Source organism: Pseudomonas farsensis (assembly GCF_014268805.2).
GTDB classification, from domain to species: Bacteria; Pseudomonadota; Gammaproteobacteria; order Pseudomonadales; family Pseudomonadaceae; genus Aquipseudomonas; species Aquipseudomonas farsensis.
The window spans coordinates 1,219,741-1,244,569 of the sequence record NZ_JABWRF020000002.1 but is presented as its reverse complement, the minus strand read 5'-3'; the positions used below and the strand labels follow the sequence as shown (position 1 = coordinate 1,244,569).

General features: G+C 64.6%; 25 protein-coding genes and 1 tRNA gene. 13 read left to right on the top strand and 13 right to left on the bottom strand.

What is annotated here, in order from left to right:
• Positions 1–17 precede the first annotated feature (17 nt).
• Genes HU719_RS14940 through nrdR form a run of 3 tightly spaced genes read right to left on the bottom strand, consistent with a single transcriptional unit; the run spans position 18 to position 2,326 of the window.
• Complete coding sequence (locus tag HU719_RS14940; RefSeq protein ID WP_011531966.1) at positions 18–683, bottom strand: riboflavin synthase; 666 nt, start codon at positions 681–683, stop codon at positions 18–20.
• A 45-nt stretch (positions 684–728) separates the two neighbouring features.
• The gene (gene ribD, locus HU719_RS14935) at positions 729–1,859 is read right to left on the bottom strand and encodes a bifunctional diaminohydroxyphosphoribosylaminopyrimidine deaminase/5-amino-6-(5-phosphoribosylamino)uracil reductase RibD (protein ID WP_186534718.1); all 1,131 of its coding nucleotides are present in this window, start codon (positions 1,857–1,859) and stop codon (positions 729–731) included.
• A 2-nt stretch (positions 1,860–1,861) separates the two neighbouring features.
• Complete coding sequence (gene nrdR / locus HU719_RS14930; protein WP_186534717.1) at positions 1,862–2,326, bottom strand: transcriptional regulator NrdR; 465 nt, start codon at positions 2,324–2,326, stop codon at positions 1,862–1,864.
• Positions 2,327–2,434: 108 nt separating this feature from the next.
• Between nrdR and HU719_RS14925 the strand changes: the two genes are divergently transcribed.
• Genes HU719_RS14925 through trxA form a run of 3 tightly spaced genes read left to right on the top strand, consistent with a single transcriptional unit; the run spans position 2,435 to position 4,469 of the window.
• Positions 2,435–2,890, top strand: a complete 456-nt coding sequence (locus tag HU719_RS14925) for a YbaY family lipoprotein (RefSeq protein WP_186519884.1) — start codon at positions 2,435–2,437, stop codon at positions 2,888–2,890.
• Positions 2,891–3,550, top strand: coding sequence for a class I SAM-dependent methyltransferase (locus HU719_RS14920; RefSeq protein ID WP_186534716.1), 660 nt, complete (start codon positions 2,891–2,893; stop codon positions 3,548–3,550).
• 31 nt (positions 3,551–3,581) lie between these two features.
• On the top strand, positions 3,582–4,469 hold the full coding sequence (gene trxA, locus HU719_RS14915) for a thioredoxin (protein ID WP_186534715.1): 888 nt from the start codon (positions 3,582–3,584) through the stop codon (positions 4,467–4,469).
• Between the two features lie 51 nt (positions 4,470–4,520).
• On the opposite strand, the gene HU719_RS14910 is transcribed toward trxA, so the two are convergent.
• Together HU719_RS14910 and HU719_RS14905 are read right to left on the bottom strand one after the other, a co-directional pair.
• A complete protein-coding gene (locus HU719_RS14910; protein ID WP_186534714.1) occupies positions 4,521–6,131 on the bottom strand; it encodes a hypothetical protein in 1,611 nt (536 codons plus the stop codon).
• Positions 6,132–6,224: 93 nt separating this feature from the next.
• Positions 6,225–6,578 carry a hypothetical protein gene (locus HU719_RS14905; protein ID WP_186534713.1) on the bottom strand — a complete coding sequence of 118 codons (354 nt, stop codon included), beginning with the start codon at positions 6,576–6,578 and terminating at the stop codon, positions 6,225–6,227.
• Between the two features lie 133 nt (positions 6,579–6,711).
• Here HU719_RS14905 and HU719_RS14900 point away from each other — a divergent pair, with 133 nt between their 5' ends.
• The 5 genes from HU719_RS14900 (at position 6,712) to HU719_RS14880 (ending at position 10,662) form a co-directional block, all read left to right on the top strand.
• Positions 6,712–7,269: a DUF2796 domain-containing protein gene (locus tag HU719_RS14900; RefSeq protein WP_186534712.1), complete on the top strand. Its 558-nt coding sequence runs from the start codon at positions 6,712–6,714 to the stop codon at positions 7,267–7,269.
• On the top strand, positions 7,270–7,980 hold the full coding sequence (locus HU719_RS14895) for an ABC transporter ATP-binding protein (RefSeq protein ID WP_186534711.1): 711 nt from the start codon (positions 7,270–7,272) through the stop codon (positions 7,978–7,980).
• Positions 7,980–9,245 carry an ABC transporter permease gene (locus HU719_RS14890; protein WP_186534710.1) on the top strand — a complete coding sequence of 422 codons (1,266 nt, stop codon included), beginning with the start codon at positions 7,980–7,982 and terminating at the stop codon, positions 9,243–9,245. The genes HU719_RS14895 and HU719_RS14890 overlap by 1 nt, the downstream gene beginning before the upstream one ends.
• Before the next feature lie 69 nt (positions 9,246–9,314).
• Positions 9,315–9,869: a DUF3299 domain-containing protein gene (locus tag HU719_RS14885; RefSeq protein ID WP_186534764.1), complete on the top strand. Its 555-nt coding sequence runs from the start codon at positions 9,315–9,317 to the stop codon at positions 9,867–9,869.
• Between the two features lie 109 nt (positions 9,870–9,978).
• The gene (locus tag HU719_RS14880; protein WP_186519892.1) at positions 9,979–10,662 is read left to right on the top strand and encodes an OmpW/AlkL family protein; all 684 of its coding nucleotides are present in this window, start codon (positions 9,979–9,981) and stop codon (positions 10,660–10,662) included.
• Between the two features lie 37 nt (positions 10,663–10,699).
• Here the strand turns inward: HU719_RS14880 and HU719_RS14875 are convergent, their stop codons facing one another.
• Complete coding sequence (locus HU719_RS14875) at positions 10,700–11,890, bottom strand: MFS transporter (protein WP_186534709.1); 1,191 nt, start codon at positions 11,888–11,890, stop codon at positions 10,700–10,702.
• Positions 11,891–11,990: 100 nt separating this feature from the next.
• On the opposite strand from HU719_RS14875, the gene HU719_RS14870 reads away from it, so the two are divergent.
• Entirely contained in the window at positions 11,991–12,470 is a 480-nt protein-coding gene (locus HU719_RS14870) for a winged helix-turn-helix transcriptional regulator (RefSeq protein WP_186534763.1), read from the top strand.
• A gap of 28 nt (positions 12,471–12,498) precedes the next feature.
• Here HU719_RS14870 and HU719_RS14865 read toward each other — a convergent pair whose 3' ends face one another.
• Together HU719_RS14865 and HU719_RS14860 are read right to left on the bottom strand one after the other, a co-directional pair.
• Entirely contained in the window at positions 12,499–13,431 is a 933-nt protein-coding gene (locus HU719_RS14865; RefSeq protein WP_186534708.1) for an NAD-dependent epimerase/dehydratase family protein, read from the bottom strand.
• Complete coding sequence (locus tag HU719_RS14860; RefSeq protein ID WP_186519896.1) at positions 13,424–14,308, bottom strand: sugar nucleotide-binding protein; 885 nt, start codon at positions 14,306–14,308, stop codon at positions 13,424–13,426. The genes HU719_RS14865 and HU719_RS14860 overlap by 8 nt, the downstream gene beginning before the upstream one ends.
• A gap of 450 nt (positions 14,309–14,758) precedes the next feature.
• Here HU719_RS14860 and HU719_RS14855 point away from each other — a divergent pair, with 450 nt between their 5' ends.
• Entirely contained in the window at positions 14,759–15,565 is an 807-nt protein-coding gene (locus HU719_RS14855; protein ID WP_186534707.1) for a TSUP family transporter, read from the top strand.
• Positions 15,566–15,618: 53 nt separating this feature from the next.
• Entirely contained in the window at positions 15,619–16,458 is an 840-nt protein-coding gene (locus HU719_RS14850) for an alpha/beta hydrolase (RefSeq protein ID WP_186534706.1), read from the top strand.
• Between the two features lie 325 nt (positions 16,459–16,783).
• Here HU719_RS14850 and HU719_RS14845 read toward each other — a convergent pair whose 3' ends face one another.
• The gene (locus HU719_RS14845) at positions 16,784–17,596 is read right to left on the bottom strand and encodes a helix-turn-helix domain-containing protein (RefSeq protein ID WP_186519416.1); all 813 of its coding nucleotides are present in this window, start codon (positions 17,594–17,596) and stop codon (positions 16,784–16,786) included.
• 179 nt (positions 17,597–17,775) lie between these two features.
• On the opposite strand from HU719_RS14845, the gene HU719_RS14840 reads away from it, so the two are divergent.
• Together HU719_RS14840 and HU719_RS14835 are read left to right on the top strand one after the other, a co-directional pair.
• Positions 17,776–19,218: an alanine/glycine:cation symporter family protein gene (locus HU719_RS14840; protein ID WP_186519412.1), complete on the top strand. Its 1,443-nt coding sequence runs from the start codon at positions 17,776–17,778 to the stop codon at positions 19,216–19,218.
• Positions 19,219–19,292: 74 nt separating this feature from the next.
• Positions 19,293–20,282 (top strand): asparaginase, encoded by a 990-nt coding sequence (locus tag HU719_RS14835; RefSeq protein ID WP_186534705.1) that lies wholly within the window; start codon positions 19,293–19,295, stop codon positions 20,280–20,282.
• A 41-nt stretch (positions 20,283–20,323) separates the two neighbouring features.
• On the opposite strand, the gene HU719_RS14830 is transcribed toward HU719_RS14835, so the two are convergent.
• The 4 genes from HU719_RS14830 to fdhE form a co-directional block, all read right to left on the bottom strand.
• Positions 20,324–20,419, bottom strand: a tRNA-Sec gene (locus tag HU719_RS14830).
• 8 nt (positions 20,420–20,427) lie between these two features.
• Positions 20,428–22,350: a selenocysteine-specific translation elongation factor gene (selB, locus tag HU719_RS14825; RefSeq protein ID WP_186534762.1), complete on the bottom strand. Its 1,923-nt coding sequence runs from the start codon at positions 22,348–22,350 to the stop codon at positions 20,428–20,430.
• Positions 22,347–23,771, bottom strand: coding sequence for an L-seryl-tRNA(Sec) selenium transferase (selA, locus tag HU719_RS14820; RefSeq protein WP_186534704.1), 1,425 nt, complete (start codon positions 23,769–23,771; stop codon positions 22,347–22,349). The genes selB and selA overlap by 4 nt, the downstream gene beginning before the upstream one ends.
• A 135-nt stretch (positions 23,772–23,906) precedes the next feature.
• Positions 23,907–24,827 carry a formate dehydrogenase accessory protein FdhE gene (fdhE, locus tag HU719_RS14815; protein WP_186534761.1) on the bottom strand — a complete coding sequence of 307 codons (921 nt, stop codon included), beginning with the start codon at positions 24,825–24,827 and terminating at the stop codon, positions 23,907–23,909.
• Positions 24,828–24,829 lie beyond the last annotated feature (2 nt).

Here is a 24,829-nt window from a genome sequence, read left to right as displayed (position 1 = left end):
CGGCACCCCCTTCTCAATCAGGATTTCAAGAAGCCGTTGGCGGCCAGGAAGCTTTCGGTAATGCCACTGCCCTTGCTCGGTTCGGCAGCCTTGTCGCCCAGTAGCAGACGCTCCAGGTAACGGGCCAGCAGGTCGACCTCAAGGTTGACCCGACGCCCTGCGCGGTAGTCGGCCATGATGGTTTCGGACAGGGTGTGCGGGACGATGGTCAGCTCGAACTCGGCGCCATCGACCTCATTGACCGTCAGGCTGGTGCCGTCGACGGTGATCGAGCCCTTGTGGGCGATGTACTTGGCCAGCTCTTTGGGCGCGCGCACGCGGAACTGGATGGCGCGGGCGTTATCGGCACGCGAGACGATCTCGCCGACACCGTCGACGTGGCCGCTGACCAGATGGCCACCCAGGCGAGTGGTCGGGGTCAGGGCCTTTTCGAGGTTGACCCGGCTGCCGCTCTTGAGGTCGACCATGGCGGTGCGCTTGAGGGTCTCGACGCTGACGTCGGCCCAGAAGCCGTCGCCAGGCAGCTCGACGGCGGTCAGGCACACACCGTTGACGGCAATGCTGTCGCCGAGCTTGACGTCGCCCAGGTCGAGCTTGCCGGTTTCGACGTAAACACGCACGTCACCACCCTTGGGGGTCATGCTGCGGATGGTGCCGATGGATTCGATGATGCCGGTGAACATGCTGCTCTCCTGATAAAACGGGCTGCGCGGAGCCAGCCCGGCATTCTATACGTCGGCGGCCGGCAGCGGGATGGCCGTCACCCGCCAGTCATCGCCGACTGCGCGCATTTCGGTAATTTTCAACCGCGGTGCCGCGCTCATCTGCGTCAACGGCCAGTCCAGCAACGGGCGGGCCTGTGAGCCGAGGAAGGTGCCGGCAACAAACAACTGGAATTCGTCGATCAGCCCCAGCCGGGCGAAAGCGCCCGCCAGGCCAGCACCGGCCTCCAGCAGGATTTCATTGACCCCGCGCTCAGCCAGCACACCTAACAGCGCCGGCAGGTCGACCTGGCCATCGCTGCCGGGCAACACCAGCAGTTCGTGGCCTGCGGCTACGTAGCGTGGGTCGGGCGCTGCGGCGGTGACCACCAGCGCGGGGCCGGCGGCGAAGAACGGCGCGTCCAGCGGCAGGCGCAGGCGCCCGTCGATCAGCACCCGCAGCGGCGGGCGCGACAGCGCCAGGGCGGTGGTTTCGGCATCCAGGCCCAGCTCGCTGGCGCGCACTGTCATGCGGGCGTGGTCTTGCAGCACACTGGCGGCACTGGTCAGCACCACGCTTGAACGGGCGCGCAGGCGCTGCACCGCGGAGCGAGCCGCAGGGCCGGTAATCCACTGGCTCTCGCCGCTGGCCATGGCGGTGCGACCGTCCAGGCTCATGGCAAGCTTTGCCCGCACGAGCGGCAGGCCGTGTTCCATGCGTTTGAGAAACCCTGGGTTGAGCGCCCGCGCTTGGGCTTCGAGCACGCCACTGACCACTTCGATGCCGGCCTGCTGCAAGCGCCGCAGGCCGTTGCCGGCCACTTGCGGGTTTGGGTCCTGCATGGCTGCTACCACCCGCGCCACCCCTGCCTGCACCAGCGCTTCGGCGCACGGCGGGGTGCGGCCGTGGTGGCTGCAGGGTTCGAGGGTGACATAAGCGCAGGCGCCACGGGCGCGCTCACCGGCCTGGCGCAGGGCATGCACCTCGGCGTGCGGCTCGCCGGCACGTACATGCCAGCCTTCGCCGACTACCTCGCCATCGCGCACGATGACGCAGCCTACGCGCGGGTTGGGGTGGGTGGTGTACAAGCCCTTGCGGGCCAGTTCCACGGCCCGGGCCATGTAGTGGGCATCGAGAATGGCGGCTTGGCTGGGCATGGCTACTCTTTGGCTGGCTCGCGGGCCAGGCGGTCGATTTCTTCGCGGAACTCGTCGAGGTCCTGGAAGCGTCGGTACACCGAGGCAAAACGAATGTAGGCGACTTCGTCGAGCTTGCGCAGCTCGCCCATCACCAGTTCACCCACCACCAGCGACTTCACTTCGCGCTCACCGGTGGCCCGCAGCCGGCTTCTGATGTGCGCAAGGGCGGCTTCCAGGCGCTCGACGCTGACTGGGCGCTTTTCCAGCGCGCGCTGCATGCCGGCACGCAGTTTGTCTTCGTCGAAGGGCTGGCGCGTGCCGTCCTGCTTGATCAGCCGGGGCAGGACCAGCTCGGCGGTTTCGAAGGTGGTGAAGCGCTCGCCGCAGGCGAGGCATTCGCGACGGCGACGCACCTGCTCGCCCTCGGCGACCAGACGCGAGTCGATGACCTTGGTGTCGTTGGCACCGCAAAAGGGACAGTGCATGGTGGCAGGCAACAAAAAAAGGGAGGGCCATGGTAGCGCATTGCACTGGCAAGACAAGCCAAAGGGGTTAACATCCAAGGGAAATCTGCCCGCCAAGGACTCACATTCATGCATCATCGAGCGCTCGTCGTGCTGTGCTGCGCCGCCCTGCTTGCCGCCTGCGGCAGCGACCGGCCCAAGACCGAGCCGGCTGCACCACCGGCGCCAGCTAAAACTGCCACCAGCAAAACCGTGCCACTGGGCCCGCTGCCGGCATATCAGCGCGAGCTCAGCGGCACGCTGCTGGAAATCCCTGCCGGCGCTACCGTGGAACTTGCGCTGCTGGTCATTGATGAACGTGGCCGCCCGCAGCAACTGCTCGCCAGCAGCACCTTGACCGGCACCGGCCAGGCCCTGCCCTATCAACTGCGCTTCAACCCCGAAGCTTTCCCGGCCGGGGCCAGGGTCGAACTGCGCGGCCGCGCCAGCCAATCCGGCCAGTTGATCATGCACCTGCCGCCGCAACCGATCGCCCAGGCACAAACCCAGGCCACTGGCCCGCTGCGCTTCGAACAGGCGCCGTAAATGGCACCGCTCGCCTTGCAACAGGCCCTGAGCGGCCTGATTGGTGAAGCGCGCCTGGTTATCAGTGCGCTGCCTGACTGCGCACTCAAGCTGTGGCTGCTCGACGAGCACAACATGGACCGGGCATTCAGCAGCGAAGAAACCCGGCGCATTCTTGAAGAGCCACCGTACTGGAGCTTTTGCTGGGCCAGCGGCCTGGCCATGGCCCGGTACCTGGCTCGCCACCCCGAGTGGGTGCGTGGCAAGCGGGTGCTGGATTTCGGCGCAGGTTCCGGCATTGCCGGCATTGCTGCTGCCCGTGCCGGCGCCCTTGAGGTCGTGGCCTGTGACCTTGACCCACTGGCGCTTGCAGCCTGCCGGGCCAATGCTGCGCTCAATAGTGTGAAACTGAGCTACAGCAGCGACTTTTTTGCCGAGGCCGACCGCTACGACCTGGTGCTGGTGGCCGACGTTCTGTACGACCGCGCCAACCTGCCGTTGCTCGACCATTTTCTAAGCCGCGCCCGACAGGCGCTGGTGGCGGACTCGCGGGTGCGCGACTTCAGCCACCCGCTCTACCGCTCGCTCGGCACACTGGATGCGCTGACCCTGCCGGACCTTGCCGAACCGCACGAATTCCGCCGGGTCAGCCTGTACCACGCCAGCCGCGAGCCTTTATAGTGATGCCATTCACCGTTTTGCGAGAGTCACGATGAACCAAGCACCTGTTACCAACGATGTGCCGTATATCTTCGATGCCACCGATGCCAGCTTCCAGCAACTGGTCATCGAGAACTCGTTCCACAAGCCGGTGCTGGTCGATTTCTGGGCTGAGTGGTGCGCCCCGTGCAAGGCTCTGATGCCGCTGCTGGCGAAAATCACCGAGGGTTACCAGGGCGAATTGCTGCTGGCCAAGATCAACTGCGATGTCGAGCAGCAGGTGGTAGCGCAGTTCGGTATTCGCAGCCTGCCGACCGTGGTGCTGTTCAAGGATGGCCAGCCGGTCGACGGGTTTGCCGGCGCCCAGCCTGAATCGGGCATCCGCGCCATGCTCGAACCGCACGTGCAAATGCCGGCACCGCCCACCGCCACGCCGCTGGAACAAGCCAAGGCGCTGTTTGCCGAAAGCCGCTTCAGCGAAGCCGAAGCGCTGCTGCAGGCACTGCTGGGTGAAGACAACAGCAACGCCGAAGCACTGATCCTGTATGCCCGCTGCCTGGCAGAACGCGGCGAGTTGGGCGAGGCGCAAGTGGTGCTGGACGCAGTCAAGAGCGACGAGCACAAGGCCGCCCTGGCCGGCGCTAAGGCGCAACTGACCTTCCTGCGCCAGGCCGCCAGCCTGCCAGAGGCTGCCGAGCTGAAAAGCCGCCTGGCGCAAAACCCGCAGGATGACGAGGCGGCGTACCAGCTGTGCATCCAGCAACTGGCGCGCCAGCAGTATGAAGCCGCGCTGGACGGTCTGCTCAAGCTGTTCCAGCGCAATCGCGGTTACGAGAACGGCCTGCCACACAAGGCATTGTTGCAGGTGTTCGAACTACTCGGCGGTGATAATCCGCTGGTCGGCAGCTATCGCCGCAAGCTGTTCGCTGCAATGTATTGAAGGTGCGCGGTGGGCTCGAACGCTGTCCGGCGAGCCCACTGTCACACGCGCTCAACTCACCTTGTTGCTCATGGTAACGAACTCCCGAACGCTTTTCAGCGGCAGCGGCAAGATGATCACGGCCCAGTACAGCCGAATATCATCCTTCTCGATCGCCAGCACCACGGAGAACGGTTGGTCACTTCCGGGGGTGAACGCCCCGGAAGCATCCATCACACCGCCGCCGTCCAGCACACGCCACTCGATGTCTGCGGGCGCAACGACAACCTCTTCACCGCGCCGGTTCAGGTAGCAGAGTGTCAGCCCAACCTGGTACCCCCGCTCATCGACCCGCAGATAATGCGTCGGACTGGCATTGAGCACTACATAGGTGGACATCACCGGGTTGCCGGGGGTGCCAGACACGACTTTGTCGATCACTACCGGAGAAAATCCAGAAGTCTTGCGCATGCAAGCTCGCAAGGTCTTGCCTGATGTGTCGTGCGGCTCCCCAGGATCATCCGGCGGGCAATACCAGCAGGCATCGCCATGCGGATCAAGGGCGCCGTGGGCCTTACCCTGGAATGTCCAGCTCAGCGTGCCCCCGGTATGCGGCATTACAGACATGAGGGTGCGTTGACGCACGCCGCTCACCATCTTCACCAAGGGTGAAGTATGCTGTCGTGCGGCAACCGGGACATACTTGAGCGTCGATCCGGCGCCCCAAGGGTAGTCGTAGAGAACTTCCATGGCGTGGTCTACGATTTGATCGGGCACGACAACGGACTTGAAGAGCAGGGTATCGACTGGGTACAGCACCTGCATAAACTCATCCATGGCGCTTGCTAAGGGGTCCTTGAACGAGAGCTCATTGTTCAGGCCCCCATTCCTGGCACCCGCCGAATGGTAATGGTAGACCGAGGGCAGGTTGTTGATCGGCGAGGCCGGGAGGCCCGAAGACCTCTGGGTGGGCAGTAGCCCGTCCTCTCCGTCATCGCGAGCCAGATACAACCAATACCAGTCGGTTTTGTCCGACGCCTTGCGCACGTAGAAGTGAGCAGGAACCACGTAGTAAGCGTTGTTGAATGGCGTCAGCTCAACATGGCGCAGCCTCACCAACCGCTGTGAGTCTGGCAGTGCCTCGAATCGCTGACGGTAGCCCAGTGCAGCAGCCTCGTCCGGCTCGAAGGCTGCTGCCCCCAGGTAAGCCATATAAAACCGCGAACCTTTGGAAACCTTGATATTGACGCGGCCATCCTCGCCAAAGACCCCAACGAAAGCGTCGAGGTGAAACTCCTGGAACAGATAACGGTTGGCTGTGCGGTCGACAACCTGAATTTCCCTGACACTTCTGATGTGGTCTCCCAGGTCCATGGCCAACTGAGTGATGGTATCGCTGAGGACCTGCCTGCGCACTTCCACTTTCCCCGGGCTGCAGTATGGCGAATTGAACAACATCAGGGGCCGGGACAGCACGGTATCAGCGACCTCCCAATGCAGGCCCGCCTCTATGACCCGATCGAAATGGACGCGATCGAGGTCATCGCTGCCCGTATGGTCACCCACCCACTGCGAGGCACAGTACTCATCGACATGACGGCCATTGAACCGCGCATTGATGTACCACCAGATGATGGATCTTGGCACCACGGGGTCAGGTATTTGCGAGTCTTCTGTGTCCATGAACGTATGCCTCCGAGTTGGTAGGCATACTGATAGCACCGCCGAACTCGGCCGGACAACTGACAAAAATGACAGGTCTGAGGCGGCTTGCGGTCAGCCAAGCCAGCAATAAACAGGGGCATCGGTACCGCTTTGCACGCGCACCTGCGCGCAATGTCGCAGCCTGACCAGCAACCGCTTGCCACTTGCCGTGCTGCCGGTCAGCGTTTCCAACCGCTCCAGCAGCTCGGGGCCGTTGATACGCCCGGCCTGGCGCAGCAGCTCACAAGCGGCCGCCCAGTGGCCATCGTCCACGCGGGCAGCAGGTTGCGCCGCAGCTGGGGCCGGGGTCTGCGCTGCCGCAGGCGCATGCGCCTGCAGCCCACGCGCCAGCTGCGCCCATTGCGCGGGGTCCAGCTCGATGGTCAGGTCCACCGGCCAGTCACCAATCTGTCCACGAATTCTCATGAAGTGTTCCTTTGCATACGGGTCAAAGTTGGCATGCTACAGCAACATGAAACCTGTGCACGGCGGGGTGGCGATACGCCAAAAAGTTGTTATAACATTACTAAAACTGTCCAAGCCGCTTCTGGAGCTGTTCATGCGTCGTCTGCTGCTCGCCCTGCCCTTTGCCCTGCTGCCCCTGGCCGTGGCCCATGCCCACGACGAACACGATCATGACCACGGCACCCTTGCCGCCCACGAGCATGGCGTAGCCAAACTCAACGTGGTGCTCGACGGCAATACCCTGGAACTGGAACTGGACAGCCCGGCGATGAACATCGTCGGCTTCGAGCATGCCGCTACCAGCGATGCCGACAAAGCCAAGGTCGCCGCCGCGCGCAAACAACTGGAGCAACCGCTGGCCTTGTTCAACCTGGCCCAGGCGGCCGGCTGCAAGGAAGATCAGCAAGCGCTTGAAAGCCCGCTGTTCGGTGATGCTGCCGAGGGCGACAAACATGAACACGGCCATCAGCACGCCGACATCAATGCTCATTACCAACTGGCCTGCAGCAACCCGGGCAAGCTCACCCAGGTTGACCTCGCCCCCCTGTTCAAAGCCTTCGCGCAGACGCAGAAAATCAATGTGCAGTTGATCGGCCCGAACGGCCAGAAAGGCCTGGAAGCCACCGCCGCCAAGGCCGTGGTCGCGTTCTGAATGGGCCAGGCGCTGATCGAGCTTGAGGATGTGACGTTCGCCTGGCCGGGCCAGGCGCCGCTGCTGGACATTGCCCAGTTTCGCCTTGAGGCCGGCGAGGCGCTGTTCCTCAAAGGCCCAAGCGGCAGCGGCAAGACCACCCTGCTTGGCCTGCTGGGCGGGGTAAACCGCCCAGGCCAGGGCCGCATCCGCCTGCTCGGCCAGGACCTGGCCAGCTTGAGCCAGGGCGCCCGCGACCGTTTTCGGGTCGACCACACCGGTTATATCTTCCAGCAGTTCAACCTGCTGCCGTTTCTGTCGGTGCGCGAAAACGTCGAGCTGCCCTGCCGCTTCTCGAAAAGCCGCGCCGCACGCGCCAGCCAGCGCCACGGCAGCATCGACCAGGCCGCTGCGCACCTTCTTGAGCACCTTGGCCTTAACCAGCCTGGCCTGCTGGCGCGCCGCGCCGGCAGCCTGTCGATCGGCCAGCAGCAACGGGTGGCCGCCGCCCGCGCGCTGATCGGCCAACCGGAGCTTGTGATCGCCGACGAGCCCACTTCGGCGCTGGATGCCGACACCCGCGAGGCGTTCATTGGCCTGCTGTTCAATGAGTGCCGCGCGGCCGGCTCCAGCCTGCTGTTCGTCAGCCATGACCAAAGCCTGGCGCCGCTGTTCGACCGCCACCTGTCCCTGGCCGAACTCAATCGCGCCGCCAAGCCCCGGGAGGCCTGATGTACCTGCTCCGCCTAGCCTTGGCCAGCCTCGCCAACCGCCGCTTCACCGCGTTACTCACAGCCTTTGCCATCGCCCTTTCGGTGTGCCTGTTGCTGGCTGTCGAACGGGTGCGCACCGAAGCCCGCGCCAGCTTTGCCAGCACCATCAGCGGCACCGACCTGATCGTCGGCGCACGCTCGGGCTCGGTGAACCTGCTGCTGTATTCGGTATTTCGCATCGGCAACGCCACTAACAATATCCGCTGGGACAGCTACCAGCACATCGCCAAGGACCCACGGGTAAAGTGGGCCATCCCTATCTCGCTGGGCGATTCGCACCGCGGCTACCGCGTGCTGGGCACCACCGGCGAGTACTTCGAGCACTATCAGTACGGGCGCCGCCAGCACCTGCAACTGAGCCAGGGCCGGCCCTTTGCCGACAACCCGTTCGACGTGGTGCTGGGCGCAGAAGTGGCCGAGGCGCTGCACTACAAGCTCGGCGACAAACTGGTGCTGGCCCACGGCGTAGCGGCCATCAGCCTGGTCAAGCACGACGATAAACCCTTCACCGTGGTCGGCGTGCTGCAACGCACCGGCACCCCGGTGGACCGCACCCTGCATATCAGCCTCGCAGGCATGGAAGCGATCCATATCGACTGGCACAACGGCGTGCCGGCGCGCGGCGCAGGGCGCATCAGTGCCGAGCAGGCGCGGGCCATGGACCTGCAACCAGCGGCCATCACCGCGTTCATGCTGGGCCTGAACAACAAGATCGCCACCTTCAGCGTGCAGCGTGAAATCAACGAATACGGCAACGAGCCGTTGCTGGCGATTCTGCCGGGGGTGGCCTTGCAGGAGCTGTGGAGCCTGATGGGCACTGCCGAGCAGGCGCTGTTCGTGGTGTCGCTGTTTGTGGTGCTGACCGGGCTGATCGGCATGCTCACCGCCATCCTCACCAGCCTCAACGAGCGCCGCCGGGAAATGGCCATCTTGCGCTCGGTGGGCGCACGCCCCTGGCACATCGCAGGCTTGCTGGTGCTTGAAGCGCTGGCCCTGGCGCTGGCGGGTATCGGCGCTGGGCTGGGTTTGCTGTATGCCGGTATCGCCCTGGCCCAAGGGTATGTGCAAGCCAACTACGGGCTGTATCTGCCGCTGGCTTGGCCCAGCGCCCATGAGTGGACACTGCTGGCGATCATTCTTGGCGCCGCGCTGCTGATGGGCAGCGTGCCGGCCTGGCGCGCCTATCGGCAGTCGCTGGCCGATGGCCTGTCGATTCACCTTTGAGGATGGGCCATGGCTAAGCGAGAGCAGTTATTGGGGGAGCGGGCTTGCCCCGCGCTGGGGCCAGTCTTGATGGCACCGGCCTTGCCTGTGTACGCGGGGCAAGCCCGCTCCTATGTCGGGTGGTTGCTGGCCGTGCTGTTGCTGCCAGCCTTGTGCTGGGCCGGCGAGCCCCGCGAGCTGGACTGGCCGGCGCTGATCCCCGAGGGCGCGCCAGTGATTGCCCCGCAACTGGCGCCGCTGCACGACCTGTCGCAGATCGGCAACGCGCTGGCTGCCGAGTCCGCGCCGGCTGCGCACCAGCAGGCGCCGGCCGCCCCGGTGGTCAAGGCGCTGGATGGCCAGGTGGTCAAGCTGCCCGGCTACATCGTGCCGCTTGAGGTGAGCGAAGAAGGCCGTACCACCGAGTTTCTGCTGGTGCCGTACTACGGCGCCTGCATCCACGTGCCGCCGCCGCCGTCCAACCAGATTGTGCACATCGTCAGCGAGATGGGCGTGCGCGTTGAAGACCTCTACCAGCCGTACTGGATCGAAGGCACCCTGCGCGTCAAAGCCTCCAGCAGCGAGCTGGCCGAGGCCGGTTATCAAATGGAAGCCGAAAAAATCTACGCCTATGAGCTGAAATGAGAAAGGTTCCCCGGCTGTGATGCTGCTTCGTTGAGCTGGGTCAAACATTCTGTTTAGGCGGCTCCGTACCATTGGACTACTTGATTACTTACGTCCTTTGGGAGCTTCCATGAACAAGTCCTTGCTCGGCGCCTCGCTCGTTGCCCTGGCGCTCGCAGCGCCCGTTGCCCACGCCCACCAGGCGGGAGATTTCATCCTCCGCGCCGGCGCCATCACCACCGCGCCGAACGAAAACAGCAGCGATATCAAGCTCGATGGCGCCAAAGTGCCGGGCACCAAGGCAACCCTGGACAGCGACACCCAACTGGGCCTGGCCTTCGCCTATATGCTCACCGACCACATCGGCCTTGAGCTGCTGGCTGCTACCCCGTTCCAGCACACTGTAGGCGTCAAAGGCCTCGGCGCAGGCCTGGACGGCAAGCTGGCAGACATCAAGCAACTGCCGCCAACCCTGTCGCTGCAGTACTACCCGATGGCACCGACCTCCAAGTTCCAGCCATACGCTGGCGTTGGTCTGAACTACACCCTGTTCTTCGATGAAGACCTGAGCAGCAAGCGCAAGAGCGAAGGCTTCAGCAACCTGAAGCTGAAAAACTCGGTGGGCCTGGCCGGCCAACTGGGCATGGACTACATGCTGACCGAAAACCTGCTGTTCAACGCCGCCGTCTGGTACGTCGACATCGACACCCAGGCCACCATGAATGGCCCGAGCGCTCTGGGCGTAGGCCGCACCAAGGTCGACGTCGACGTCGATCCATGGGTGTACATGGTCGGTCTCGGCTACAAGTTCTGATAGGCAGCGACTTTCTGGCCGTAAGGTAAGAACGCTCCTACAAAGCCCGCAGCATTGCTGCGGGCTTTTTGTTTTGCAGGACCGCGCAGATGCACGCCAACGCGCTGATAGCCGCGCCCAGCCCACACACCGCAGGCCACCCCGCCGCTTCATACATCCAGCTTGCAGCCATCGCCCCCAGGCCGCTGCCCACCGAATAACAGCACATGTAAGCGCCAATCAGCCGGCTGGCCATCGCCGCACGCCCGCCCAGCAACAGGCTCTGGTTGGTGACGTGCACTGCCTGCACCGCAAGGTCCAGCATCAGTACGCCGAGAATGAACGCCAGCAGCGAGTGGTCAAGCATCGCGCTGGGCAGCCAGGAAAGCGTCAGCAACGCCAAGGCCAGAACGGTTGTGCGCGGGCCGTGCCCTTGGTCTGCCAGCCGTCCGGCGCGGGACGCCGCCAGGGCGCCGGCCACACCGGCCAGTCCGAACAAGCCAACCTGGGTGGGGCTCAACGCATGCGCAGGCGCCGTCAGCGGCAGCACCATGGCCGACCACAACACGCTGAACGCGGCGAATATCAGCAACGCCAACAAGCCACGTTGGCGCAGCAGGCGGTCGTCACGGTAAAGCCTCAGGGTCGACAGCAGCAGGTCACGATAACGTTGGCCGGCGCTGGCGGCGGGCGTTGCCGGCAAACGCCATGCAAGCAGCATCGCCATCAGCAGCGCCAACCCCGCTGCGCCAACATACACCCCGCGCCAGCCCAGCAGGTCAGCGAACACGCCGGACACCAGCCGCGCCAGCAAAATGCCCAATACGATCCCGCTGGTCACTGTGCCGACCGCTTGGCCCTGCTGCGCCGGGCTCGCCAAAGTAGCGGCATGCGCCACCATCACCTGCACCACCACTGCCATCAGCCCGACCATGGCCATCGCCGCCAGCAGCATCGCCCAGCCTTGGGCCAGCGCCACGGCCAGCAGCGCACCACTGGCGACCAGCAGTTGCGTGAGGATCAGGCGTTTGCGCCCGAGCAAGTCGCCCAGCGGCACGATCAGCAGCAACCCGACGGCGTACCCCGCCTGGGTTGCGCCCACCACCAGCCCGACACGCGCCAGCGGTACACCCAGGCTCAGCGCCATGGCCGCGAGCAGGGGCTGGGCGAAGTACACAGTGGCGACCGCCAGGGCGCAGGCAGCAGCCAGTAACAGGGTCAAGCCGCGGCTTAGCGGAACATCGGTCATGAAGGCACTCCTGACAATCTGGTTGCTAATTGAAACCACAGACTGGCTTTCTAGCAAATGTGGTTTTAATCTGCAACCAAAGTCACCCGCGGATATTCAGATGCTCGACGACAATAACCAGCAATGCCCCGTGGCCCGTGCCTTGGACGTGATCGGCGATCGTTGGTCGCTGATGATCCTGCGCGATGCCTTCGATGGGCTGCGCCGCTTCAGCGAATGGCAGAAGAACCTGGGGCTGGCGAAGAACATTCTGGCGGACCGGCTCAAGTCGCTGGTCGAGGCTGGGTTGCTGGATCAGCAACCGGCCTCCGATGGCAGCGCGTACAAGGAATACGTGCTGACCGACAAGGGGCGTGCCTTGTTTACGGTAATCGTCGGCCTGCGCCAGTGGGGGGAGCAGTACCTGTTCAGCAGCGGGGAGCCGCGCTCAGAACTGGTCGATGGGCGCGGGCAGCCGCTTGAGAGGCTGCAGGTTCGTGCGCAGGATGGCGCGGCGGTTGAAGCCCAAGGCTGCCGGCGCCGGGTTGTTCGCCACGCAGCGGGCTCTGTGGGGGCCCCCTCGCCAGCCAGTCCTTTGTAGGAGCTGGCGACAGCCTGCGATTAGGCCGTCAGCCTTTGCCGAGCAACCGCGCCAAACCATCAACGAACGGGGTTGGTTCAGGCAACTCGAAGCGCGCCAGCAAGCGGCTGTTATCAGCACGCGAATGGCGGATATCACCCGAGCGCGCCGGGCTGTAGCTGACCGCAGGCAGACTGCCGACCACGGTTTCCAGCGCAGCCAGCAGTTGCTTCAGCGAGGTCGCCTGGTTCAGGCCGATGTTCACCGCGCCCTCTTCAACCTGTGGCATTGCCAAGGCCTGCACCATCACCTTGACCAGGTCGCCCACATACAGGAAATCACGGGTTTGCTCGCCATCGCCGAAAACGGTAATGGGCTGGCCGTTGACGGCGCGTTCGGCAAAGATGCTGATCACCCCGGAATACGGCGAGGAAGGGTCCTGGCGCGGGCCGAAAATATTGAAGAAGCGGAACACCACCGGCTCAAGGCCATGCTGGCGGCGATAAAAGTCCAGGTACTGCTCGCTGGCCAGCTTGTCTACCGCATAGGGCGTCAGCGGCGCTTTGAGCGTGTCTTCGGCAATCGACTGGCCCTCGCCGTTGTTGCCGTACACCGCGGCACTGGAGGCGAACAGCACGCGCCGTACGCCATTCAGGCGCATGGCTTCGCAGACGTTGAGGGTGCTGATGAAGTTGCTCTGGTGGGTTTTCACCGGGTCATCGACCGAGGCCTGCACCGAGGCCACCGCCGCCAAGTGCACCACGGCCTGGCAACCTTCAGCGGCACGTGCCACCAAGGCGGCATCGGCGGCATCGCCCTGGATCAGTGTCAGACGTGGATGATCAAGTTGCAGGTTCTCGCGCTTGCCGCTGGACAGGTCATCGAGGATGCGCACCGTGTGGCCAATTTCCAGCAGTGCATCACTCAGATGCGAGCCGATGAAGCCGGCACCGCCGGTAATCAGGATGGGGGCATCAGCCATGTCGGTAGAAACGGTCCAGTAGGGGCGGCAAGCCAGCGCGCCAGGCGCGGGGCTTGATGCCGAAAGTATGAAGGATCTTCTTGCAGGCCAGCACCGCATGCTGCGGTTCTTCGCTGGCATCCGGGCGGGCGGCATGGGCCTGGGCGGTCGGGGCCTGCACCGCCAGCTGGCGCCAATGGGCAGCCTCGGTCAGGATCGCCTGGCCCAACGCCAGCGGTGTGGTCGCCTCATTGCCGGCGTAGTGGTAGGTGCCCCACAGCGGCGCCTTGCAATCGAGCTGTTTGAGCACCGAGAGGATCACCCGTGCGGCATCATCGACCGGCGTCGGGTTGCCGCGCCGGTCATCGGCCAGCAGCAGTTCCTGAGGCTGTTCGGCGCGGGTGAGGAAGCGCCCGAGCGAGCCATCGCGGCTTTCGTCGAGCAGCCAGCCAAAGCGCACCAGCACATGCTGCGGGCAGGTCGCGCGCACGCTTTGCTCGATACGCCACAACGCCTGGCCGCGCAGGCCGAGCGGGACCGGTTCGTCCTTCTCGCTGTAGGCCGTGGCCCGCGAGCCATCGAAAACGCGGTAGCTGGACGGTTGCACCAGCACGATTTCGTGGTGCTGGCACAACTCGGCGAGGCGCTCCACAGCGCGCTCCTGTTGCGCAAGGCGCGGCTCGCTGACCGACTCGGCCTGGAACCAGTCGAAGTAGTAGGCCAGATTGACCACGGCGGCCGGGCGCTGCTCGTCGAGCAGCAGCGTCAGGCTGGCCGCATCCCAGCCGCCCTCAGGCGGACGCGGCGCCAGGAAGGCGATGTCTTCCTCGGCCCCAAGGCGAATAAGCGCTTGCCCGAGGGCATTGCCACCACCCAACAGCATCAGGCGCATACGCATAGAGTCAGAAGGTCCGGTCAGATCGATGGAGGAAAGAGCCATTTTGCGGTGTGTGCGGGGGGAAGTGCAACCCGGCCCCGTGGGTGGGGTATGCGTGGTGTTTTAAACCTAGGTAGATCTTTCCTTATATGAGGAAACAGCTCATAGCCGTGCAGGAAGGCTCTGACTATTCAACACAGCAAGATCAAGCGCCAATAGTCGTCATGCCTCGCTGCCAATAATTCGCAGCGCCCCCGCCTGGACTAAAGGTATGCAGCACTGTTTGTACCCCCATCGAGCACCTTATCCACCGACTGGTTTATCAGGCTCAGGCACTGCCCGGGGCCGCGTGTCGATGCTACAGTTCGACGCCTTTCGCGCCCTGTTGGTGCGCCTGTTCGGCTACTGCCTTTGCCCTCGATCATCGACGAACACCCCACTGCCGCTACGCGGTTGAACAGGAGCGCCTTAATGTTGGACCCTTCGCTGGCCCCCGGGCTTGAAGTACTGCTGATACTGACGGCAGTAGCCTTGCTAGCCGGATTTCTCGACGCCATTGCCGGCGGCGGCGGCCTGTTGACCTTGCCTGTGCTGTTCCTGGCCGGCATCGACCCACTGGCGGCCATCGCCACCAACAAGTTCCAGGCCGCCTCGGCCACTGTGTCCGCCACCACCGCCTTTGCCCGCAGAGGCATGATCGAATGGCGCAGCGGCCTGCCCATGGCGCTCATGGCGTTCATCGGCGGCGCGGCGGGTGCGCTGTCGATCAGCCTGGTGCCCTACGCCCTGCTGCAGGCTTGTGTTCCGGTTTTGTTGATCCTGGTGGCGGCCTGGTTTGCCTTTACCCCAAAACTGCAGGACCAGCCCCGCAAAGCGCGCATCACCGTCAGCCTGTTCTGCCTGGCGGTGGCGCCTGTGATCGGCTTTTATGATGGGGTGTTCGGCCCCGGCGTCGGCTCGTTTTTCATGCTGGCTTGCGTGCTGCTGCTGGGCCAGCAGTTGATGCAAGCGGTGTGCACAAGCAAGCTGCTTAACGCCGCCTGCAATTTGGGCGCGCTGTCGGTATTTGCGTTGGGTGGCGCGATCATCTGGCCACTGGCACTGGCTATGGCGGCAGCTGCGGTGGTCGGTGCGCAACTGGGCGCGCGCTGCGCAGTACGCTTCGGCCCCGGGCTGATCAGGCCGCTGCTGGTGGGGGTGTGCTGCGTTATGGCGGTGAAGCTGCTGAGCAGTGCCGGCAACCCGCTGGGGGAGTGGTTGAAGAGCTTGTTTACCTGATATAGCCCCTGCGCGGTGCCTCAAATATGGCGTGTTTTTATCTGGAGCAGGCGATGGACGATACCTCGGGCAGCACACAGCGCCCACTCTGGCAATTCGATGAGCCTGCTCCAGGTAAAGAGCACTTCATCGATGAACATTTCGACAGCTACCGCCAGCAGGCCCGTTTGCTGGTCGCAAACGATGAGCGTGTGGCGCCGGTGTTTGTGGTGGGCGGTGCACGCTCGGACTTCACCCGGCTCAACCCGCTGCTGTATCGCCTGCAGCAACAGGGCATCGGCTCGCTGACCGGCAACCTTTCCGGCCACAGCCGCGCCAGCGAACCGGGCGCGGTAGACGCCTCGCTCAATACCAACCTCGCCGAAGCCCTGCGCTTTCACCAGCACCTGGGCAGCCGCAGCGATACGGTCATCGGCCACAGCCTGGGCGGCGCCATCGCGCTGAAGCTTGCCGCACAGCGCCCGAACGTGCGCAAGCTGGTGCTGATCTGCCCGGCGGTGTACCCGGATGCTGCGCACAGCGCACCGTTCGGCCCGGCATTCACTGCGGCGATCCGCCAGCCGTTCGCCTTTCTGGACTGCGACAGCTACGCCTTCTTGCGCCAGTTTCAGGGCCGCGTGCTGCTGGTGATAGGCGAGTACGATGGGCTCAATTCCCGGGTGCACGGGCAAGGGCCGGGGACCTCGGCCGGGGTGCGGCGCATGGCTGGGGTCGAGCGCTACAGCCCGATACCGGAAGAGGTTACCCACGCTTTGCTGCGCTCGGTGCCCGCGCCCCATGTGGAATGCCTGATGTTGACTGATTGCGATCATGGGATTGCCGCGCACCTGCGGGACAGGCCCGAGGTGGCGGACCAGGTGGCTGAGGCGGTGGCGGCGTTCATTTTGCAGTGAGGTGCAGCGCGCGGCGGCGACAGGGAGCAGCTAGTGAAGCCTGTGCCGGCCCTATCGCAGGCTGTCGCCAGCTCCCACAGAGCTCGCCCATCCCCATATCGATGCCGTCTACGCGGTCAGTGTAGGAGCGGCCTTGTGCCGCTCCTACAGAATCAAAAGCGACTTGCCCTAAACCATAGAATCTCCCACAGAGGCCGTGCTCAAGCGCACCATTGCTGGTTGTACCCAATCCTCTGGGAAACGGTAGATAGTTGTGGCGAGCGGGCTTGTACAAAACCATGGAATCTCGAGCAGAGGCGCTACAGGGCGCTCGAAACAATCACTGCTACTCGATCTCGAACAAGCCGTTGCTGATCATCCCGGCACTCAGGCGTTCGCGGATGTCGTCGTCGATGCGCACATCGTCCGGGCGGTACAGGCGCACCTGGCGGTAGGCATTGATGCGGTTGATTTCCTCACCGAGGTATTCCCAGACCACGCGGGTGCAGGCCGGGTTACGCCGGTCGCCGCTGGACACCCCCGTCTTGAGGCCATTCAGGCGGCTGATACGGCTCTTGAAGCTTGGAATGAGAATGGTCTGGCTCATCTCGTTGAGCGTCAGCGACTCGTAATCGATGAGGAACATGCGGTCCTGCAACTGAAACGCCGCACCCAGGTAGCGGCAGCGCACTTCGGCGTGCAAGTCGTTGGCGCTGCTGCGCTCCTGACGCTCCTGGCGCTCGAACAGAAAACTGCCGCGCTCCTCGCGCAGGTGCACCAGCGACACCAGGATCGAGCCGGGCACCGACATGCAGTTGGAATACTCGAAGTAATACCCGCAGTAACGCGACAGGTTGCCGGCCTCTTTATGCAGCGGCTTGAACAACTCGCTGATCGGGTCGTCGGCCTGCCCCGGCTGTTCGCTCGGTGTGCGCGCACCGATCAGGCGGGCGAAGTGTTCTGGCGGCAAACCCAGCTCGTAATCCTCCACACCGAAGAAATCGCCGATGCGCTTGAGGTTGTAAGCCGTCGGACGGCTTTGCCCGCTCAGGTACTTGTTGAACTGCGCACGGTTGATTGCCAGTTGACGGCAAACCTCCGAGATAGAGCGGTAGTGGCTACAGGCCAATTTGAGGTTTACAGCGAAGTGATCGGCCATGTTGCCCAGGTCCAGGTGATGCGAATGACGCCATTGTAGCATCAGGTCGCACCAAAACGGAGCAACCCGCGAAATTGTAACTACAGGTGTCATCGCCAAACATGCGCGCTAACGAATAGCGGTGTGCCTGCCATCCGCTGGTCATTCCATACGAAGAATAAGAATCGAGGTCATTTTCAATGCTCGAAGTAATCAACGACTTCCTCTCGGGGAAAGTGCTCATCGTGCTGATCGTCGGACTCGGCAGCTACTTCACCCTCCGCTCGCGGTTTGTGCAGTTCCGCCACTTTGCTCACATGTTCGGCGTCTTCAAGGAATCCCTTCGCGGCCAGGCAGGCCAACTGAGCTCCTTCCAGGCCCTGATGCTGAGCCTCGCCGGCCGCGTCGGCGCCGGTAACATCGCAGGCGTCGGTATCGCCGTAACCCTCGGCGGCCCAGGCGCTGTGTTCTGGATGTGGGTCACCGCACTGGTGGGCATGTCCAGCAGCTTCTTCGAGTGCACCCTGGCCCAGGTCTACAAGCGCGCCGATGGCGATGGCCTGTACCGCGGCGGCCCGGCGTACTACATCCAGCATGGCCTGAAGCGCAAGAGCATGGCGATCGTGTTCTCGATCCTGCTGCTGGTCACCTACGGCTTCGCCTTCATCGGCCTGCAGTCGTACACCGTGACCCACTCGCTGCAAAACGCCTTTGACTTCGCCCCAAGCCACACCGGCCTGGTACTGGCAGTGCTGCTGGCAATCACCTTCATCGGCGGCATCAAGCGTATCGCTGCAGTGTCGGACCTGCTGGTTCCGGTCAAGACCCTGGCCTACATCGGCGTGACCCTGTACGTGATCGGCACCCAGATCGAACACGTGCCAGCCATGCTGGAAACCATCTTCAAGAGCGCCTTCGGCCTCGACCCTGCGTTCGGCGGCCTGCTCGGCAGCGCCATCGTAATGGGCGTGAAACGTGGCGTGTTCGCCAACGAAGCCGGCCTGGGCAGTGCACCTAACGTAGCGGCCGTGGCTGCGGTGAAACACCCGGGCGCGCAAGGCGTGGTCCAGGCGTTCAGCGTGTTCCTCGATACCTTCGTGATCTGCACCTGCACCGCACTGCTGATCCTGCTGTCGGGCTTCTACACCCCAGGCTTCGAAGGTGACGGCATTACCCTGACCCAGAACTCGCTGGCCGCCGTGGTCGGTGACTGGGGCCGTCTGTTCGTCAGCGTTGCACTGTCGCTGTTCGTGTTCACCTGCATCCTCTACAACTACTACCTGGGCGAAAACAGCCTGCAGTTCCTGACCCGCAACCGTGCGGTGCTGATGGGCTTCCGCGCCCTGGTACTGGCGCTGGTGGTATGGGGCTCGATGCAAGACCTGTCGACCGTGTTCGCCTTCGCCGATATCACCATGACCTGCCTGGCGTTCGTCAACCTGGTCGCCCTGGCGATGCTGTTCAACGTCGGCCTGCGTGTAATGCGCGACTACGACGAGCAGCGTAAAGCCGGCATCAAGCAACCCGTGTTCGACTCCAGCAAGTTCGCCGACCTGGACCTGGACCGCGCCGCCTGGCCTGTCCCATCGCAGGCTGAAACAGTCGCTGACAATAGCGCTGTGCAAGCGCAAGCCCAGCGCTGATACGCTCCCCTGCCCCAGCCGCCCCGTTCGTGGGCGGCTGACTTTTCTCGTCACCTCGGCTACGGAATGCTTCCATGCGTCCAGTCACGAACCTTCTCGTCCTTTATACCGGTGGCACCATCGGCATGCTGGAGACTCCGCAAGGCCTGGCGCCGGCGGGTGGCTTCGATGCGCGCATGCGTGAACACCTGGCCCAGCTCAGCGACGCGCCGCAACTGCGCTGGTCGCTGCTCGAACTCAACCCGCTGATCGACAGCGCCAACATGCAGCAGGCCAACTGGCTGGCAATGCGTGATGCCATCGTCGAGGCGGTCGAGCACGGTGGCCACGACGGCGTGCTGGTGCTGCACGGCACCGATACCCTGGCCTACAGCGCAGCGGCCTTGTCGTTCCTGCTGCTGGGCCTGCCGGTACCGGTACTGTTGACCGGTTCCATGCTGCCTGCCGGTACCCCCGACAGCGACGCCTGGGACAACCTGGTCGGCGCCCTGCGCCAATTCGAGCAGGGCCTTGCCAACGGCGTGCAACTGTACTTCCACGGCCAGTTGCTGCATGGCTGTCGCGCGGCCAAGCTGCGCAGCGAAGCGTTCGACGCCTTCACCGCGCCGGCCCGTCATCGCCACGGCGAGCATGCCGCCGAGCTGCCCGCGGCCCTTGGCTATCGCCAGCCGCGCACGCCGGTAAAACTGGCGGTAATGCCGGTGTTCCCAGGCCTTGCCGCCGAGCACCTGCATGGCCTGTTCGCCAGCGGCATTCAAGGTTTGGTGCTGGAATGCTACGGCAGCGGTACCGGCCCGTCCGATGACCAGGCACTGCTCGATGCGCTGCATACGGCGCGGCAACGGGGTGTGGTGATCGTCGCAATCAGCCAGTGCGCAGAAGGCTCGGTGGTGTTCGACACCTACGCCGCCGGCAGCCGCCTGCGTGATACCGGGCTGGTCAGTGGCGGTGGCATGACCCGTGAGGCCGCGCTGGGCAAGTTGTTCGCACTGCTCGGTGCCGGGCTCGATGCCGATGCCACCGAACACTGGCTGGCGCTGGACCTGTGCGGGGAACGCGCTTAAGCGCAAGCCGAACCACGGCGTTTTTTTGTGCAGCCGGAAAGTGGCGGAAGGCAGCGGGAGTCGAACCTGCCCGGGAACGGATGCCGTCCCCAACCGGGTTTGAAGCCCGGCCGCGCCACCGGGCGCGATTGCCTTCCTTGGTCTGTCAGTGCCTGGCCTGCTGCTGGGCCAGGGCACTATCGATACGGATTTGACGCTGATCGCCGACCCGTCGGGTCAGGCCGAGGCGGTCGAAATATTCGAGAATCTGCACACTGCGTTTGCGACCGATGCCCAACATATCGCGAAACGCGGCCACCTGCACTATCGGCGATGCCTGAGCCTGCTGCAACAGCCGCTCTGCCATGCACGTGAGGGTTGCCTCGGGGTAGAACAGGTCACGCACCACCTGGTGCACCAACCCCAGGCGCGCCAGCTTGCGCAACAACATACGTACATCGCCCTCGCCCACCCCTTGCTCAGCGGCCAGGGTGCGCACCCACGGCGGGTCGAACTCGCCAGCCAGCAAACGCGGTTCAAGGCGCGCCCACAGCGCAGTATCGGCGTCGCTCAACTGCACCTTGTGCTGCGGCAAATGCAGCCACGGGCCGCTACTGCTGATCGCGCCTTCGCCAAGCAGCTCATCCAGCAGGCTGACAAAGGCTGGCCGCTCCAGGGCCATGGCGCAGAAGCGCCTTAGCCGGTCGCGGTCAGGGCCCAACTGGTCGGGTTCTTGCTCATGGAACTGCCCCAGGCGCGCCAGCAGTTGCTCGCGCAGCGCCAGCCAATGGGCGCGGGCAAACAGCAATTGGCACTGGCGCGTGGCCACCACCTGCACGTCGCCCGGCAACTGCCAGCTCTCGCGCAGCCGGTTGAACTGGCGCTCCAGGCGCTGCGGGTCGAGGCCGCCCGGGGCGCTGTCGAGCAACGCTGGCAGGGCCTGTTCGAGGGTTTCGGCATCGCGCAGCACCTGCAACTGACGCAGCCGCGCCGGCGAACGCCGGTGCCGGCTGGGGGCGAACGGGTCCAGCACTCGGCCACCGCCCAGGGTGTGCTGGGCGCGTTGGTCACGTAGCACAAGGCGGTCGCCGTGCACGGCCTGCAGCGGCGCGTTGAGCAGCAACTGGGCAAACATGCGTTGCCCACCGCGCAGTTGCTCGCCTTCGAGCAGCGCCACGCGGGCAGTCACATCCTGGGTGCCGAGGTGCACGTGCACCGCGCTGAAATGTTCGAAGGCACGGGCTTCATCGGCCTGCAGCGTCAGCTCGATATCCACCCGCTGGCTTGGCGCGTGCAACCATGCCGGCAGCAGCCAGTCGCCACGATGCACCTGCTCCACGGCCAGGCGCTCGCCGCTGATGTTCAGTGCTACCCGCTGCCCGGCGTGGGCGACCAGCGCCGGCTGGTTTTGCGCGTGCAGGCCGCGCACCCGCACAGGTTTGCCGGCTTTGCCGAGCAATAGCGTATCGCCGGCACTGACCTGCCCGGCAAGCGCGGTACCGGTGACCACCACGCCTGCGCCAGACACCGCAAAAGCTCGGTCCACCGCCAGCCGAAAACCACCTTCGCTACTGCGCCGCCGAACCTTGCCAGCAGCAGCCTGCAAGGCATGGCGCAATGCATCGACGCCCTGGCCGGTGATGCTCGACAAGGCAAACTGCTGTGCCCCGGCGTAGGGCCCCGCCGCCAGCAACGCAGTGACCTGCGCCTGCACCTCGGCCAGCCGTTGCGCCTCGACACGGTCGCACTTGCTGATCGCCACCAGCGCCTGCGGGATGCCCAGCAGCTCGATGATTGCCAGGTGTTCACGGGTCTGCGGCATCACCCCGTCGTCAGCGGCCACCACCAGCAGCACCAGGTCGATGCCATGGGCACCGGCCAGCATATTGTGGATAAACCGCTCATGGCCGGGCACGTCGATGAAGCCGGTCAGCGGCGCACCCTCGGCCAGCGCTGCGTAGCGGTAGCCGAGGTCGATGGTCATGCCACGGGCGCGTTCTTCCTGGCGGGTATCGCCGGCCTGGCCGGTCAGGGCTTGCAGCAGCGCGGTCTTGCCGTGGTCGATATGCCCGGCGGTGCCGACGATCACTGCACCGGCCCCAGGCGCAACGCCGGCAATTGCGCCAGCCACTGCGCCTCGTCATCGAGCTGGCGCAAATCGAGCCACAGGGCATCGTCGTCGATACGCCCGAGCACCGGCACCGGCAAGTCGCGCAGCGCCCGTTCAAGCACATGCAGGCTGCGCCCGCGCAGCTTCTTCGACACCAGTGGGCGCAGGCACAACGCGGCACTGGGTAAACGCGCCACCGGCTGGCTGCCACTGCCAATCATGCCCAATGCAGGCGCTACGCTGAGCGACCATTGCTCACCCAAATGCGCCCGCAGTTCAGGGGCCAGGCGTTCGGCCTGAGCCTGGATCTCGGCTTGGCTGCGGGTCAGCAGGCGCAGGCTGGGCAGGCGCTCGGCGAGGCGGTCAGGGTTGCGGTACAGCGCCAGCACCGCTTCGAGCGCGGCGAGGGTGATCTTGTCGACGCGCAAGGCACGTTTGAGCGGGTTCTTCTTGATCTTGGCGATCAGCGCCTTGCGCCCGACGATAATCCCGGCCTGCGGCCCGCCGAGCAGCTTGTCGCCACTGAACGTGACGATGTCGGCGCCGTCGGCGAGGGCCTGGCGTACCGTCGGCTCGGCAGGCAGGCCCCAGCGGGTCAGGTCGAGCAGGCTGCCACTGCCCAAGTCTTCGAGCAGCGGCAGGCCATGCTGGTGGGCGATGTGCGCAAGCTCAGCGGTGGGCACCTGGGTGGTGAAGCCCTGGATGCTGTAGTTGCTGCAATGCACGCGCATCAACAGGCCGGTGCGCGGGTTGATGGCGGCTTCGTAATCGCGGGCATGGGTGCGGTTGGTGGTGCCGATCTCGTGCAGCTTCACCCCGGCGCGGGCCATGATGTCGGGGATGCGGAAGGCGCCGCCGATCTCGATCAGCTCGCCGCGGGAAAGAACCCCCTCTCTGCGCGCGCCGAGGCTGTTCAGCGCCAGCAGCACGGCGGCGGCGTTGTTGTTGACCACGGTGACGGCCTCGGCGCCGGTCAGCTCGCGGATCAGGCCTTCGATCAGGTCGTCACGGTCACCGCGCTTGCCGGTGGCCAGGTCGAACTCCAGGTTCAGCGGGTAGCGGGCGGCGGTTTGCATCGCCTCGACCGCCTCCTCGGGCAACAGCGCGCGGCCAAGGTTGGTGTGCAACACCGTGCCGGTGAGGTTGAACACCCGGCGTACCTGGCTGCGCTGCTGGATGGCCAGACGTTCGCCGGCACGGCCCAGCAGAATTTCAGCAGCAAGCTCGGCGGGGCTCAGGCCACCATTGCGGGCGGGCTCGCGCAGGTCGTCGAGCAACTGGCGCAGGGTGGCCAAGGTGGCTTCGCGGCCGTGGCGGTCGAGCAGCGGCTGGCAGGCGGGGTGGCGCAGCAGGGTGTCGATGGAGGGCAGGCGCAGTGTGCTGGCAGGGCTTGAGGGCATTCGGTACTACCTTGACTGATCCGTTGTCGATGCGGCCTTGATCGCGGGACAAGCCCGCTCCTACAGAATTTTGTGTAAACCTGTAGGGGCGGGCTTAACCGGCGAACAAGGCAAACTGGTGTTGCAGTGTAGACCCTACCCCGGCGCCAGCAGCAGGTTCGGCGCCAGGCGCTGAAAGCCCTCCTGGTCCAGGCGAATGTCCAGCGCCAGGCTGGCCAGGTCGTCTGCCAGCGGCTCGGCGTAGGCGTCGTTTTCCAGATAGCTCTGCTTCAGATACCCCTGGCATTGCGGGCAGCACTCCGCACGCAGCGGCGCCTTGCCCGGTGCATGGCGGTCATCCTCAAGGCTGGTGTAGCGCAGCCCTTGGCTCGACTCGCAATACACGCACTTGACCCGCACCACATGCCATTCGCAGGCACACAGCGAGCAGGCCAGGTAGCGCAGGCCGTTATGCTTGCCGCGGTTGCGCACCACCCCCGCCATCGCCGGTGAACCGCAGGCCGGGCATTGCGCCAGGCTGTCGGCGGGCTTGAGTTCAGGCTGCGGCAGCGCCAGCAACCAGCTGGCCCAGGCGGCCTGCAACGCTGCGCCAATGAAAGGCACCAGCGCCGCGGGTACAGCGTCGTACTGGCCACTGAGCAAGGCGATGCCCCAGCCTTTGCGCTGAGTGTCATCACTACCGCGCAAACTCGCCAGCGCGTCGCCCAGCGGGCCTTCGGGTTCAGCCTCTAGCCGCTCCAGCAGCGCCTGCAACCACACCAGCCACGGCCCTTCGCGGACCAGGCTGTCAGCGGCCAGCGGCGGCAGCCCATGACTTATACACAGGCGCTGGCGCTCATCGGCCACAGGCAGCGCGCCCGGGGGGTTATCCACAAGCTGCTGCTGAATGCGGCACAGCCGCGCCATCAGCAACAGGTAGTCGCCGAGGGCATTGCCTGCGGCCAGGTGCTCAAGGCGCGTGGCACGCAAGGTAAACAGGTTGGCAGGCGGCAGATGCAGAAACGGCGGCATGACTGCCGACGCTTCGATCTGCCCGGGTTCGAGAATGGTGCTCAAAC